This window comes from Thalassospira australica (assembly GCF_044790785.1).
Lineage (GTDB): Bacteria > Pseudomonadota > Alphaproteobacteria > Rhodospirillales > Thalassospiraceae > Thalassospira > Thalassospira australica_A.
In genome coordinates, this window is sequence record NZ_CP085258.1 from 2,791,900 (window position 1) to 2,806,777 (window position 14,878).

Below are 14,878 nucleotides of genomic sequence, written 5' to 3' on the forward strand. Positions count from 1 at the left end.
GAAAGCATACAAGCACAGCATGGCAGCCCGGTCTTTGCCGAAACTCCTGATATTCATCTTCTGCCTTGATGGTTTCTTCAGAGGCGGTTTGAGCGACGAAGCGCAATCGGCGGATGTCCAAATCGCCGGGAGAAGGCACGCGAGAATGCGCTTTGATCGGTAAAGCCGACCTCGTGCGCGATATTACCAAGTGTCATGGTGTTTTTCGGATCACCCAGCATCACATAGGCACGCTGCAATCTTTGTTCGCCCAGCCAACGCATCGGCGTGGTTCCGAGGTAGCTCTGGAATGCGGCAAATAATGCGCTTTCCGATTGTGCAGCAATCATCGCCATATCGGCAATGCTGATCGGTTCGGACAGCCGAAGCTCGATCCAGGCCAGCAAGCGCTGCAACCGCATCGGGATCATGGCATCCGCACCGCCAAGGTCCCCTTGTACTGCCGCCGCATGACCAAGAACCTCGCGCAAACTCTGGCAAACAAACGCATCATCGGCAAAGGCGTTTTCACTCGCCGCAATGCCCTCAATGCCTGCCATGTACAAAAGCGACAGGCTTTCCGATTGCAAATTTCCTTGCCCGTCGGGGGTAAAACGTCGGATCCGCGATATCGCGCGTTTTTGTTCAAGCCCCTGTAAAAGCCCGGTCAGATGACCTGCATATCCTGTCCCAACCTCAAGATAGGGCGATGCTCCCGCCAGCTGCCAAAGCCGTTCAAGCCCGGCACCTGCGGCAACATCGATATCAACATCAAGTACCAGAAACCGGTTCATCCCCACCGCACGATAGGCATGCGTATCCCCAGCCGGAACAAAGGCCAGCCTGCGTCCTGAAACGCAGCCGCCGCGTCCCTGCACCTCAAGTTCGAGCATGCCAAGATCGGCAATGATGATCTGATGAAAATCATCATGGCTGTGACTGGCGGCCTCGGACCGGTATTGGCGAAAACTTGATTGCATGGCTGTTCCTGTCAGGCAGCCCAGAATAGGCGATTGCCGCATTTGCGCAAAGCCCTGTCATATTCACTGATCATAATTCCGTTCGCAATCCATGACGCGATTGAACCCGAGCGCCCCCGACTGCGTAGAACACTCAAAACATCAGGAACATCCCGTGGCAACGGATACCAAACACGCGCAAACCATCCGTCCCCATGACGGGCACGTCATCCCGGCCAACACCACGGCACCGGGGCAAGTCCTGCTGGGTCGCTATATCCTGTCGATGGCCGGTATGGCGATTATCGATGTGTGTTTTTCCGGTGCTTATGTCCTAATTTCGGGCAATTTCGCGGTCATCTGGCGGGCGGCAATCGTCAATGCCGCGATCCTGCTGATCCTTAACGTGATGGGTGCAGCGATCATTTTTCGGCCGGTTTACCGGTTGATCAATGCCCTTGCGCGTGGTGACGCGGTCAAACGTGGCCCCGGCCTGCGCCGTCTGCGCAAGCTCCACGTCCTGTCTGCGATCTGGGCTTTTATTGTCGGCCTTGCCTATTGTCTTGCGGCATTCGGCCTTGGCATTTTCAATGCCAATCCGCTTTATGTTGCGGAAACCGATCTGACCACCAAGGTCTATGCCGCAAGCTGGTTCAGCTTCGCCTATGCCGCCCATTTTTCGATCTATGCCTTTTTCGCCACCGCCGATTGTGTCGAGGTCATCCGCAAACAGACCCATGATCTTTGGGGTATTGATTATCATCCCGGTCGCGGGCGTATCGGTTTGCGTCTGGCAATTGTGATCCTTGCCCTGACCCTGATTTCGTCCATGGCGATTCTGCTTGATATTACCCTGTTTCGCGATATTCGCGCCGCCCAGGGGCTTAGCGTTGAACAGGCCGTGATCCTTGATGTCATCGCAACCGAAACCGCAGCCGTCCTGTGCCTGTTTTTCATCAGCCGCACACTGACCCGCCCGATTGGACAACTGACCGATGCCGTGCGTGAAATCGGGGCGGGTAAAACCGCAACACGGATCGCGGTTACCAGTGACGACGAAGTCAGCCGACTGGCATTCGAATTCAACCGCATGGCCGCCGGGCTTGAGGAAAAGGACCGGATGCGCCGCGCGTTTGAACGTTACGTCAGTCAGGATGTCGTCGATCTCGCCATGGCGCGCGAACAAAGCGGTGATCCGCGGGCTGCCGGGGAACTTCGCTTTGCCACCGTGATGTTTACCGACATCAGCGGCTTCACCCGCCTGTCCGAGAATATGGAACCGGCAGATATCATTGCCCTGCTCAATGAATATTTCGATCTTGTCAATGCCCCGATCCGCAATCATCGCGGTGTGGTTCTGAACTATGTCGGTGATGCCCTTCATGCCGTGTTCAATGTCCTGCATGACGACCCAGATCACGCTGCCAACGCTGTCCGTGCGGCCATCACCATGCAAAACATTACCCGCCATCACAAATTTGCCGGCACCATGCAGATAGAAACTCGTGTCGGCATCCATTCGGGGCCGGTGGTGGCCGGGCCGGTCGGATCGGGGGATCGCATTGATTTCACCATTCAGGGCGACACGGCCAACCTTGCATCGCGCCTTGAAGCGATGAACAAGGAAACCGGCACCGAAATTCTGATCAGTGCCACAACCCGCGAACTGGCCAACACCGTCACGGACGCAAATATAGCGTTCAAACCCTTGGGTTCCTTCACCATTCGCGGCCGACAACAGGTCGTTGATCTGTTCACAATTTCCGATGATGCAAAAGCATAACGGGCACCGGGAAGCAGAGGGTCAGAAGTTTAAGCTTTTTTTGCCCCGCCCGAATGCAATATCCTACCCGAATAAATGCACCATCTGGCGCCCATGATGTCGGACCAACCGAAAACCGAAAGCGGAGACTGTTTTGACTTTCTGCGAGAAATGCGACCGAATTCCTGACGTCGCGCCGAACGAAGGCCGCCTTTATATGTGGCCACCCGTTGCGCATACCGCGGGAAAAATTCTTTCCAATATCAAGGGTGCAGGTCGCACCGCCGAAAAAAGCACGTCATTCGCAACGCTTCACCTTGATTATGTTCGCCCGGGCCTGCGTCCCCTGATTGACGAGATATGCAAAAATCTCCTGCCCGAGGAAATCGAGGACACCAGGGCGCTGATCATGCCAGCAAACACAGAACCTGCAATCGACGATATTGCGCGCATCACATCGCTTGGCGCGATACGTGCCAGAATCGGGGCGGAATGGCTGGGCGAGATGCTAACGGAAAACCGCCTGACATCGGTCTTTCAACCGATTTTCGCAGCCGGTAACATCACCGTCCCCTACGCCCATGAATGTCTGATCCGCGGCAATGACAAAACCGGCAATGTGGTCACACCTGACATATTGTTTGGTGCGGCAAAATCCGCAGACCTGCTGTTCCAGCTTGACCGGGCGGCACGCGCGACAAATGTCCGAAACGCCCATAAAGTCGGCATATCGGGCAATCTGTTTATCAATTTCACTCCCAGTTCGATCTATGATCCGGATTCCTGTCTGCGTACAACAATCGACGTCGTCACAGAATGCGGCCTGGATCGCAACAATATCGTGTTCGAAGTCATCGAAACGGAAAAGGTCCGCAGCATCGAACATCTTGGTGCAATTTTGCAATCCTATCGCGACTCAGGTTTTCGCGTGGCGCTTGATGATGTTGGATCGGGATATTCAACCCTGAATCTGCTACCGCAACTTCAACCAGACATCATCAAAATAGACCGGGATTTGATCGACCATGTCGATCAGGACAAATATAAACAGGCCATCGTCAGCAAGCTGATTGATCTAGCCAAGCAACTTGATATTGACGTCGTCGCAGAAGGGATTGAACGCCAGAGCGAACTTGATTTCCTGACCGATCACGGCGTGGATTATGTTCAGGGATATCTGCTTGGCCGCCCTGCAGCCTTGCCCTTTGTCGCCAGCGCGTAACGAATACCTCGCTGCCATACCCGGTTTCCGATTGCCAAAGCGGCTTTGCACGCTGATGGGCCCTGCAAAAGCCAGATCAGAACCGCTTTCCATTCTGTCGCAGGATCTGATTATTCCCTGGTCGGAATCACCATCGGCGAAGGGGCCGGAGGGCGAGATCGCCATAGATGCGGTAAACAGCCTCATTGAAACGCCAAATAGCCGCCGCGATGTTGCTGCATATTACGGCAACTGGCTAAGCCTAGAATTTTCTGCATCACCTGACGGGCTGATCCCGTCCCGATCCGGAATTCTACCCCCAAGTATCTGACTCCGAGCGTTCTCAAAGGTTCAGCATCGCCTCTAACTCGCGCTGTGTCATTGCCTTGTAACCCGCAACAACCCGTTTGCCTTCATCCCTGGAAACCGAAATTGCCAAGCGCATGGTAGATTCGCACATATACATGATCAGAAGGCATCGTGCCGCGATATCCTCTTTATGAGCACGGGCTGCCGGTGCCAGTCGAAAGATGGTTTGGCACAGGAAATCGGCATGGGACCGGCTGACTTCAAGCTCCATATCGCGCAGGGTTTTGTCGGCCTGGGTGCCCGACCAGATGTCGCAAATTACCGGCTCGGCCAGAAACAGTTCGTAATAAATATCGACCAGCCGTTCAAACGCCGGAACCAGCGCGTCTGCACTGGTAACCACGCCAAGACCGTCTTCAATACAATGGCGCGATTCCGCATTATAGCGATCGGCCAATGCATGAATGATCGCCGCCTTGTCGGGAAAATACTGATACAGTGACCCAATCGAGACTCCGGCGCGTTCCGCCAGTTCTCCCATCTTCATCGCATCACTTCCCTGAACCGAAATCAGCTCGCTCGCGGCATTCAGGATATTTTCCACCCGTTCGCGGCTGCGTTTCTGCGTCGGTGCCCGGCGCAGGGATTTTGCGTTATCCGGCAATATCTTGACCACTTATTCACCTACTGATTTTCAGCTGTTTTCCGGCTGCCTTTCGGCATCTCTGCAACATTAACCTCTTGACGAACAAAATACGAGGATTTATCACATTTATGAATATGAGGATTACTCACATTTAAAAACCCGACAGCAGGAGCCGAAAATGATGGACCCAAACCGCTACCTTATCCTTGGTGCCACCGCCAAAACCGGTCGGCGCGTTGCCGCCAAACTCGACAAGATGGGCTGCTATACCCGCGCCGTATCGCGCAGCACCACCCCGTCCTTCGACTGGACCCGCCCCGAAACCTGGGATGCCGCTCTTGAGGGTGTCAGCGCTGCCTACATTACCTTCCAGCCCGATCTCGCCGTCCCCGGATCGGTCGACATCATTACCGACTTTTCCAAACGCGCACTCATGCACGGTGCGAAACGGCTGGTGATGTTATCGGGCCGTGGCGAGTATGAAGCTCATCGGGCAGAAGATGCATTGCGCCAATCAGGTGCGGACTGGACCGTGCTGCGTGCCAACTGGTTTTTCCAGAATTTCGACGAGGATCTGTTCCTGCCCTATCTGCAACAGGGCACTCTGGCGCTGCCAGCCGGTGACGTGCCCGAACCGTTTATCGATGCTAACGATATTGCCGATTGTGCCGTCGCGGCACTCGTCGAACCTGTTCATATTGGCAAAACATATGAATTGTCAGGTCCGGAGGCACTGACCTTTGCCGAGGTCACGGCGCTGATCGCCGACGCAACCGGACGCGACATTGTCTTTGCCCCAATCACGCTTGACGAACTTGATGCGGGCCTTGCCGCAGATGGTATCCCGGATGACTTCCGTCATCTGATCCGCTATCTGTTTTCCGAGGTCCTTGATGGCCGCAACAGCGCGACCACAGGCGATGTCGAAAAAATCCTTGGCCGCCCACCGCGCGACTTTGCCGACTATGTTCGCGAAACGGCCCGGACCGGTATCTGGAATCAGGTTTCAGATACCTGATAACCCCACCCGTATTATGCAATGATCGCTATATAAACATAAGGCAGGCGCGCCCTACCCGGCGACGGAGCGGAACCTGGCCGGGGTCAGGCCGGTAAAGCTGCTGAACCGCGTGGTCAGATGGGCCTGGCTTGAAAAACCGGTGGCGAGCGCGATATCGGCAACCGACAAAGCCGGATCGCGCAGCATCCGTTTGGCAGCCTCGATCCGGCGGCGCAGAACATATTTATGCGGTGCCTCGCCCACCGACTGGCGGAACATGCGCGCAAAGTGATAGGGCGAAAGCCCTGCCTCTGCCGAAATCTGTTCGAGTGACAGCGGCTGATCCAGATTGGCCTCGATAAAATCAAACACACGGCGCCTGATTTGCGGCGACAGGCCACCGCGCACCCGGAATTCCAGATCCCGTTTCGAGGAATAGCTGCGCAGCATATGCCCCATCAGCATCTGCCCGGCGCTTGACATCGCCATCCGGTCCGCCGGGGCACTCCAGTCCAGCGGCAACATGGCATGGCGGATTGTCTGCTCGATCAGGGGATCGAGGAAAAAGGTCTTTTCGGGGACTTCGACGGCGTTGGGTTCGATGTCGAATGCCTCGACCACCGCGCGCTCCCACGCGGAATGCGGGATATAGAGGTGGAACAGTTCGACCTCGCCATTCACCACCCAATCCGATGTCAGATGGGCCGGCATCAGGCAACAGCGCCCCGGCCCGCCGCCGGTCAATGGATCGGTCCCGATCTGGCGTTTAATCCCGGTGCCGCCATTGACATAGAGGCTGATGGTGTGATGGTCGGGATCGGTATAACGCGTCATGACATCCGCGTTGCGCCGCCAGTGTGCCGCCGAAATGCTGTCGCCAAAATCGCCCGCATTCAGCAGTTCGGCATCACCGATCAGCTGATTGTAGACTTCAAAATTCTGGTATCGGCCATTGGGCACAAACATCGACATATCCTGTTTCCGAGGCCTGATCATCGCATTGCAGCCCCCTCTTGCAAAGCCCGTCGTGCGAATGGCTGCATTGATTTGCGCAAGATTGTGAAAAACACCGCAAGTTCGTGAAAGCCCTACATCCCCCAAACAGACTATAAACTGGCCTCGGATATGCCCCACATATCATTCTCTCCCTCTCGCCACCGGAGTTTCCGCTTTATCATGACCGCCCTGCTTTTTCTGATCGTTACAGTCTGCTGGGGATTTACCTGGTATGCGATCAAGCTTCAGATCGGACCGATCCCGATTGAAATGTCGATCTTCTATCGCTTTGCGCTGGCTGCTGTCGTGCTGTGCGGTTTCCTGATCCTGTCGCGTAAATGGCGGCCGGTTCCGTGGCGGGCCCATCCGTGGATCGTGCTGCTGGGCTGCGGGTTGTTTGGCATCAACTTTATCCTGATGTATTCGGCGACCGGCTATATCGCATCAGGGATCGTTGCGGTGATTTTCACCACCTCGACCATTTTCAATGCGCTTGGCAACTGGGCCTTTTATGGGCAGCGCCCCGGATTGCGTTTTGTTTTCGGGGCGGCGTTCGGCCTTGGCGGTATTGCGTGCCTGTTTGCCAATCAGATTTATGCGCTGTCGCATAATCCGCATGCCATCACCGGCCTTTTGTTGGCCCTTGGCGGGACGGCGGTATTTAGCATGGGCAACATGGTTTCGGTCAAACTGAACGCGATGGGTATTCCCAACCGTGATGCGGTTGCGCGTGGCATGGCTTATGGTGCGGTCATGCTTCTGATCTTTGCCCTGCTGCGCGGCCAGACGCCGGTCCTGCCGACCGATCCGGTCTATATCGGCGGGCTTCTGTATCTGGCCATTCCGGGTTCGGTCGTTGCCTTCATTGCCTATCTGGCGCTGGTGCATCGGGTCGGCGCGGGACGTGCGGCCTATGTCACCGTCCTGTTCCCGGTGGTGGCCCTTACGGTTTCGACCTTCCTTGAGGGCTATGTCTGGACACCGATTGGGGCGACGGGGCTTGTGATGATCTTCCTTGGCAATATCACGATATTTGCCCGCCTGCCCGGCGCAAAAGCCAGAGCCGCCAAAGCCGCCGCCAAGGCATGAACAAAAAACGGTTGCCTGACGATATCGCAGGCGACCGTTTGCATTTTCCTATGCCGGTTTGGCTTTGCGCCCGTGCCAGACTTCGGGGTTGATCATGTGGATCGGATCGCCGTTGGCATAGGCCACCACCTGATCGAAAATATCGCCAAACTGCATGTCCAGCTCGTCCTCGGTCACGAAGCCGACATGCGGGGTTGCCAGTACGCCCGGATGATGGGCAAAACGATCATCCGGGTCGGTCAGGGGTTCGGTATCGAGCACATCCACCGCCGCCTTCCCCGGACGTCCGGCATCAAGGGCCGCCAGAAGCGCGCCCGGCACCACCAGCCCGGCCCGCGATGTATTGACAAACAGGCTGTCGGGCCGCATCCGTGCGAGATCATCGGCCGTAATCGTCCCACGCGTTTCCGGCGTCAGGCGCATATGTACCGTGATGATATCGGGCGTGGCAAAAAATGCCTCGCGCGACGCGGCAACATCAAGCCCGTCCTCAGTAGCAGCCTTGCGCGATGCCTCGGACGCCCAGACCAGTACATTCATGCCGAACGCCCTGGCATAGCCCGCCACCACGCGCGAAATCTTGCCATAGCCCAGAATACCAAGGGTTCGCCCGCGCAATGTCTTGCCGATTCCCATCTGCCATTGGCCTGCTTTGAGCGACGCATTCTGTTCGACGATCTGGCGGGCAGATGCCATGATCAGCGCCCATGTCATTTCCGCCGCCGCATAGGACGGTGCCTTGCCCGCGCCCTGTTTCGAACAGAGCAAAACGCCGCGTTTCGTGCAGGCATCGACATCAATATGGGGATAAGCACTGCGCTGGCTGATCAGTTTTACATTTGGCAAATGTGCCAGCAATTCATCGGTGATTTTGGTGCGTTCGCGAAACAGCACGACCGCCTCCGCATCGCCAATTGCGCCCGCCAGATCAGCCGGATCATCATATTTCTGCCGAAGGATGGTCACGTCATGCCCGGCCAGCTTGCTATAGCACGGCAGATGAAAAATGCTGTCGAGATAGTCGTCAAGAATTGCGATCTTCATTCCAGATCCCGCGTCGTTTGCGAATGCGTTCGTGATACTCGCATCACAGGAATACCGGCACAAGCCAGATCGGCGCAGATATCTGAAAAAAGTTCTTGATTTGTTCTTTTTATTATGGCATAAGAGAAAAATCAACGGGAGAAATGCACCCGGACCGAAACCCGCAAGGCCTTGTGCCTCGCGGGTTTTTGCGTTTTGGGCCGAAGGACAGAGGTGATGATGATCATGCAACGGCAAAGGCCGAGACACGGCAGCGGGGCAACCCGCAGGATATTGATTGGCGGATGGCGGAGCCATTACGGGGGTGCCTTGCCTGTGGACTAACGGCCTTATTGGTCATGACGGGAGAGGTGCGTCTTTTTGGCAACGGAGCGTTGAATTCGCCGGGAGCGGCGGGAATGGCAGCATGAGCAGCAGCGGGCGATCACCCGCCGACGATGGACAGGTGGGGGCCGTGCGCCCGGAGTCCGTCTTCGGGGCCAGAATGGTGAAAACTGGCGAGGCTGGCGAGGACGGCGCAAGCCCGAGGTTTGTCTGGACGCCAGAGCGGCACATTGCTGCCGGGACCGGAAGGTGATCGAGGTGGGCGGAGAGACCGATGGTGGTCCGTCGGCGGGGTTGGCGCATGCCCGAGGTTTGTCCGGGGTCCGTCCGGGCTTCGGTGATTGTGGGGCTTCGGGGTTTGGTCCGGTGTTGCGTGGCGTGGTGCGCCCTTTCGGGGTCGTTTGCCGATCTGCCGATGGTGGCCCTGCCGCCAAACATGCGCATAATGCGCATCGCTCCATTGACCACCACGCCCCAAATGCGCATAATGCGCATAGACCCTGATGGAAGGAGCCGATGGACAGCAAAGCCATCCTGAAAAGGCTTCAGGCGGACGGTTGGGAAATCATGCGCACGAAGGGCAGCCACCATCAATTGAGCCACCCGACAAAGCCGGGGAAAGTGACGGTCCCGCATCCGAAACGCGATTTGCCGATTGGCACCGTCAAAAGCATTGAAAAGCAATCCGGGGTGAAGCTGCTTTAGGCAGCCTTCCGGAAGCACAGCAAAATCGAAGAAGCCCGGGCACCCAGGCGGAGAGAGCGAAATGAAACAGACCTATTGGGGTTTGGTCCACAAAGACGGCGGCAGCGATTTCGGAATTTCATTTCCGGATTTTCCGGGCTGCGTCAGTGCGGCATCAAGCATGACCGAACTGGTTGAAATGGGCACCGAAGCCCTGACCCTGCATATCGATGGCATGCATGAGGACGGCGAAACCATCCCCGCCCCGTCGCCGATGGTAGAACTGCCGAAAGACGCCGACGGAATCGTTGCGATTACCGTCGCCGTGCCGGGCAAGAAACGCCGGATCAACCTGACCATTGATGCCAATCTGATTGACCAGATTGAAGCGAAGCACGGCAAGGGTGCGGTTTCGGGTTTTCTGGAGGATGCGGCACGCAAGGCGCTTTAATCCGCAAGCGTTGTTCCGCCCTTAAACCCATATCGGGGTTCAAGTCCCTCCCCGGCGGCCATTTCCGCATCGTCGCGCCGGGGCCAGCAACCTTCTGCTCGTCACCTTCCTGATCCCGGTCAGCGCGATCCTGCCGGGCGTCCTGTTTCTCGGCGAAACGCTGGCACTACGCCAGATTGGCGGGAGGGCCGTGATCGGATTGGGGCCTGCCGTGATTGACGGGCGGTTGGCGCGGGTATTTGCACGACGAACCGGATAGCATTCCGGCCCAATGCGTTAATATTAACAACAATATTCAAAAATAAATATCTCAAAAATCCTCAAACTTGAAAATAAAATTTTATATTATTCTCTAAATTCAAAAACAATCATAAACAGAAAAATTCCAATTATTATTGTATAACGATCAATACAAGCGCATGGTATTCATTGTTGTTCGTAATTTTTTGCCATCAATGTCAGAAAACAAAATGGCCGCGAACAATATCTTGATCGCCTGTGCAATATTCAGGATCCGTTTCATCCCGCAATCTGGCGGGTCATCCCGTTACGGCGCACAGATATATCGCGATGCACTTGCCTGTCGGGCAAGCTGCACCTCAACTTTATAAACTTCATCAATATTGGCGTTTGCGTGGTCCTGCAAAAGACGACGAGACGGGCAAATGCCCCGCCGCGTCGGCGCACCAATGTTCAGTCCGGGAACCCCCATGACAACCACATTATCAACCGCCCCCCAGAATGCCGAAAATAAAGCCGAAAATGTTATCCAGATGCACGCGGGACCACATTCCGCGCGCCAAGACAACACCACCACGCCAACCGCGATTGTCTATTGCGAGGGCAATTTCGGGTTGCCCGACGGCAAAACCGCCAACGGGCTGATCCGGCATTCCGAAAAATACGAAATTCTTTCGGTCATCGACAGCACACAGGCTGGCCGTGATGCCGGTGAAGTCCTTGACGGAGAGGCCAATGAAATCCCGATTTTAAGCAGCCTGGACGATGCATTTGCCGCCCACCTGCCCGTGCCGGATTATTTTATCTATGGCATGGCCCCGGCAACCGGGATGCTGTCCGCAGCAGAACGCCGGATCGTTCTTGATGCGCTGAAACGCGGCATGAATGTCGTTAACGGACTTCATGAATTCCTCAATGACGATCCCGAATTTGTCGCCGCGGCGCGCGCAAGCAATGTCGCGATCATCGATATCCGCCAACCCCGCGCCAAAAACGATCTGCGCCTGTTTAGCGGCAATATCGACAAGGTCACCTGCCCGCGGATCGCAGTGCTTGGCACGGATTGCGCGATTGGCAAGCGGACAACCGCAAGCATCCTGACGCGCGCCCTGATCGCGCGCGGTATCAATGCGGTCATGGTCACAACCGGCCAGACCGGGATGATGCAGGGGTCGCGATACGGGGTTGCCCTTGATGCGGTGCCGTCGCAGTTTTGCTGTGGCGAGCTTGAAGCAACCATTATCGATGCCTTCACGGGCGAAAACCCCGACATCATCATTGTCGAGGGCCAGGGCGCGCTGAGCCATCCGGCCTTTTGTACCTCGGCCTTTATCCTGCGCGGAACCGTGCCAGACGGCGTTATTTTGCAGCATGCCCCAAAACGCGCACATCGCTGCGACTTTGACCGGATGCCGATGCCCGAACCGAAATCCGAAATCAGCCTGATCGAGGCGTTTTGCGACACCAAGGTCATCGGCCTGACCATCAATCACGAGGATATGAGCGAAAGCGAAATATCGGACAGCATCCTGTTTTATCGCGATCAACTCGGCATTCCTGTCACCGATGCGCTTGCCCGTCCGGTTGAGCAGCTTGCGGAAATGGTCCTGTCGGCATTCCCCGACCTGCAAAGGAAGCTGATCCTCAGCGTGCAGTGAGTATGCCGGAACTGGTCATCGACCTTGATAAAATCCATCACAATGCCAAAACACTGGTCATGCGCCTTGGGGCGCATGACATTTCGGTCACCGGGGTGACGAAGGCATTTTGCGGCGCGCCGCAACTGGCAAAGGTGTTGCTGCGCGCGGGCGTTACGTCGCTTGGTGATTCCCGGATTGAAAATATCGAACGCCTGCGCGAAGCCGGGATTGACGCCACGATCACCCTGATCCGGTCGCCAATGATCAGCCAGGTTGACCGGGTCGTCGCCGCCGCCGATATCAGCCTGAATACCGAACCCGCCGTGATCCGTGCCCTTTCGGTAGCGGCCCGAAAGGCCAACAAACAGCACGGCATTATCCTGATGGTCGAACTCGGCGACCTTCGCGAGGGGATCATGCCCTGCGATATCGAAAACATCCTGCAATCCTTGCGCAGACTGCCCAATATCAACATCATCGGCCTTGGCACCAACCTTGCGTGCAGAAGCGGTATATCGCCCGATGATGACAATATGGCAAGTCTGTCTGCACTGGCGGAGCATATCGACGCCGGGGATGCCGGGGGTGCCGGAGCCGGGCCGTTCATGCCGCCCCTGTCCGTTATTTCGGGCGGCAATTCCAGCAATCTGGACTGGTTTTTCGCGGGCGGCACGGTTGGCCGGATCAATAACCTGCGGCTGGGCGAAGCCATCCTGCTTGGCCGTGAACCGCTGCATCGCCAACCGATCCCCGGCCTTCATACCGATGCGATCCGGTTGATCGCCGAGGTTATCGAAAGCAGGACCAAGCCGTCAAAACCGTGGGGCACAGCGGCACAGACCGCGTTCGGGACGCCCGCCGCGATACAGGACACCGGGGATATTTTTCAATCGATCCTTGCCATCGGCCAACAGGATGTCGACCCGGACGGCCTGCGCCCGCCGCACGGCACCAAAATCCTTGGCGCCAGCAGCGACCATCTTGTGCTCGATACCGGGGAGCGCCCGGTCCCGGTTGGTGCGGAAATAACGTTCCTGCCCGATTATGCCGCCCTTCTGCGGTGCATGACATCGCCTTATGTCGATACGACGTATATTGGCAAGGCCGCAACACTCCGATCAACCTTCAAACCCGTCCCGGTTTTTGAGGGATAAACAACAAAAACAGGGGGATAAATCCCCCCTGCTTGCTACCCTTCGAAATAATAATCCTGATCGATATCGACCAGCAATCCGGCCTCTGTCGGGGACCAGTCCAATTGCCGGCGGGTGATGTCACTTGCCGCCGGGCAATCAAGCTTGGCGAAATGGGTGAACCAGCGGTCAAAGTGATCGATCCGCCCCAGCCAGCCCAACCGCGCCAAATGCCCCCGACATCCCCGACTGGTTTGCGGCGCTATCGGATAAACAGATCGCAACCGCGATTGCCTGCATCCATGGGGACCCCGCCCATCCCTGGACGCTCAAGGAACTGGCCCGCCATGCGGGCATGTCGCGCTCGGCCTTTGCCGCCCGGTTCCGCGATGTCGTGGCCGTCCCGCCGATGACCTATCTGACCCGCTGGCGGATGCTGCTTGCCGGGGACCACGTGACCTATTCGGGGCTGCCGATTTCGGAAATTGCCCTGTCGGTGGGGTATGAGTCTGAAAGTGCGTTCAGTACGGCGTTTAAACGGGTGATGGGGTGCGAGATGAGGGGGGGGGGGGGCAGCACGAGGACAAACATGATTTTTTTGACGAAGCCACTGCTTTCGACGCATGATCCTGATCAATGGGCAATCGTGATATTTAAATCGACTTTGTCGGTTCAGAAACAGGCAAAGTACCGCGCAATGCATTCAGTCACCTGATTACAGATAGTGAACATGTTGAAACATTTTGACAATTGGCTCGTGATCACAGCAGGCGTTGCTTGCTTAGGCCTTGTGCTTTCCGCTTTTTTCATGTCCATAGACAGCGCCTGCAGCCCGACCAGCACCGAAATATGCCGTCAATGGCTGGCGTTTCAGTGGGAAACAGTACTAGCTGGCGCACTTGGGCTATTAGGCGGGATACTGGCATATAATGCAGCTACCCTGAGCTCAAAACTTCTGGAGCTAAAAGCAGCTTATAGAGTTTGTTATGAGTGTAGTTTAGCAATTGACGATTCACATAAAATATTAGAGTCAACAGTGCAAGAAATCTTGGAGAAACCTCAATTCTCGGCACTAATTCTTAACCGTGATCTTGAGTCTGTTTTTGCACTGTTTCCCTTACCTGACAAAGATGTTCCTTCAGAGCTATGGATCCGACACGCAGTCGTAATGCGAGAACTGCAACTTACGAGAGCGACCGCATTGACCGCGACCAAGAACATCGAAAACATCTATAATTCCGATACCGCGAAATCCGATCTAGATCGTTTGAGCAAGGCAATAAAAGATTTTGAGAATTCAATAGAAAAGTGGTCCACACACGCGACAACTTTTATCAGCAAAATTTATTAAGCTAAACCGGAGGGAATTGTAAAAACCAGCCTTTGGGCTGCTTTTTATCCTTGGGCTTTGCCCTGCGGAC

At 56.0% G+C, this 14,878-nt stretch carries 15 protein-coding genes; 10 read left to right on the forward strand and 5 right to left on the reverse strand.

Annotation, left to right across the window (positions count from 1 at the left end):
- Window positions 1-77 precede the first annotated feature (77 nt).
- Window positions 78-959 (reverse strand): helix-turn-helix domain-containing protein, encoded by an 882-nt coding sequence (locus LG297_RS13115; protein WP_404420925.1) that lies wholly within the window; start codon window positions 957-959, stop codon window positions 78-80.
- A gap of 154 nt (window positions 960-1,113) precedes the next feature.
- On the opposite strand from LG297_RS13115, the gene LG297_RS13120 reads away from it, so the two are divergent.
- Complete coding sequence (locus tag LG297_RS13120; RefSeq protein WP_404420927.1) at window positions 1,114-2,721, forward strand: adenylate/guanylate cyclase domain-containing protein; 1,608 nt, start codon at window positions 1,114-1,116, stop codon at window positions 2,719-2,721.
- A 133-nt stretch (window positions 2,722-2,854) separates the two neighbouring features.
- On the forward strand, window positions 2,855-3,922 hold the full coding sequence (locus LG297_RS13125) for an EAL domain-containing protein (RefSeq protein ID WP_404420929.1): 1,068 nt from the start codon (window positions 2,855-2,857) through the stop codon (window positions 3,920-3,922).
- Window positions 3,923-4,244: 322 nt separating this feature from the next.
- Here the strand turns inward: LG297_RS13125 and LG297_RS13130 are convergent, their stop codons facing one another.
- Window positions 4,245-4,886, reverse strand: coding sequence for a TetR family transcriptional regulator (locus tag LG297_RS13130; protein WP_404420931.1), 642 nt, complete (start codon window positions 4,884-4,886; stop codon window positions 4,245-4,247).
- A gap of 148 nt (window positions 4,887-5,034) precedes the next feature.
- On the opposite strand from LG297_RS13130, the gene LG297_RS13135 reads away from it, so the two are divergent.
- Window positions 5,035-5,874 (forward strand): NmrA family transcriptional regulator, encoded by an 840-nt coding sequence (locus LG297_RS13135; protein ID WP_404420933.1) that lies wholly within the window; start codon window positions 5,035-5,037, stop codon window positions 5,872-5,874.
- A 54-nt stretch (window positions 5,875-5,928) separates the two neighbouring features.
- Here LG297_RS13135 and LG297_RS13140 read toward each other — a convergent pair whose 3' ends face one another.
- Entirely contained in the window at window positions 5,929-6,828 is a 900-nt protein-coding gene (locus tag LG297_RS13140) for a helix-turn-helix domain-containing protein (protein WP_404420935.1), read from the reverse strand.
- A 204-nt stretch (window positions 6,829-7,032) separates the two neighbouring features.
- Here LG297_RS13140 and LG297_RS13145 point away from each other — a divergent pair, with 204 nt between their 5' ends.
- A complete protein-coding gene (locus LG297_RS13145; protein ID WP_404420937.1) occupies window positions 7,033-7,941 on the forward strand; it encodes a DMT family transporter in 909 nt (302 codons plus the stop codon).
- A gap of 48 nt (window positions 7,942-7,989) precedes the next feature.
- Here LG297_RS13145 and LG297_RS13150 read toward each other — a convergent pair whose 3' ends face one another.
- Entirely contained in the window at window positions 7,990-8,985 is a 996-nt protein-coding gene (locus LG297_RS13150) for a D-2-hydroxyacid dehydrogenase family protein (RefSeq protein ID WP_404420939.1), read from the reverse strand.
- 840 nt (window positions 8,986-9,825) lie between these two features.
- Between LG297_RS13150 and LG297_RS13155 the strand changes: the two genes are divergently transcribed.
- The 4 genes from LG297_RS13155 (at window position 9,826) to LG297_RS13170 (ending at window position 13,478) form a co-directional block, all read left to right on the forward strand.
- Window positions 9,826-10,014: a type II toxin-antitoxin system HicA family toxin gene (locus LG297_RS13155; protein ID WP_404420941.1), complete on the forward strand. Its 189-nt coding sequence runs from the start codon at window positions 9,826-9,828 to the stop codon at window positions 10,012-10,014.
- A gap of 61 nt (window positions 10,015-10,075) precedes the next feature.
- A complete protein-coding gene (locus LG297_RS13160) occupies window positions 10,076-10,444 on the forward strand; it encodes a type II toxin-antitoxin system HicB family antitoxin (protein WP_404420943.1) in 369 nt (122 codons plus the stop codon).
- Window positions 10,445-11,154: 710 nt separating this feature from the next.
- Window positions 11,155-12,342 carry a DUF1611 domain-containing protein gene (locus tag LG297_RS13165; protein ID WP_404420945.1) on the forward strand — a complete coding sequence of 396 codons (1,188 nt, stop codon included), beginning with the start codon at window positions 11,155-11,157 and terminating at the stop codon, window positions 12,340-12,342.
- 2 nt (window positions 12,343-12,344) lie between these two features.
- Entirely contained in the window at window positions 12,345-13,478 is a 1,134-nt protein-coding gene (locus tag LG297_RS13170; protein ID WP_404420947.1) for an alanine/ornithine racemase family PLP-dependent enzyme, read from the forward strand.
- 35 nt (window positions 13,479-13,513) lie between these two features.
- Here LG297_RS13170 and LG297_RS13175 read toward each other — a convergent pair whose 3' ends face one another.
- Window positions 13,514-13,687: a hypothetical protein gene (locus tag LG297_RS13175; protein WP_404420949.1), complete on the reverse strand. Its 174-nt coding sequence runs from the start codon at window positions 13,685-13,687 to the stop codon at window positions 13,514-13,516.
- A 107-nt stretch (window positions 13,688-13,794) separates the two neighbouring features.
- Here LG297_RS13175 and LG297_RS13180 point away from each other — a divergent pair, with 107 nt between their 5' ends.
- Window positions 13,795-14,172 (forward strand): helix-turn-helix domain-containing protein, encoded by a 378-nt coding sequence (locus tag LG297_RS13180; protein ID WP_404426954.1) that lies wholly within the window; start codon window positions 13,795-13,797, stop codon window positions 14,170-14,172.
- A gap of 15 nt (window positions 14,173-14,187) precedes the next feature.
- A complete protein-coding gene (locus tag LG297_RS13185) occupies window positions 14,188-14,808 on the forward strand; it encodes a hypothetical protein (protein WP_404420951.1) in 621 nt (206 codons plus the stop codon).
- Window positions 14,809-14,878: the final 70 nt, after the last annotated feature.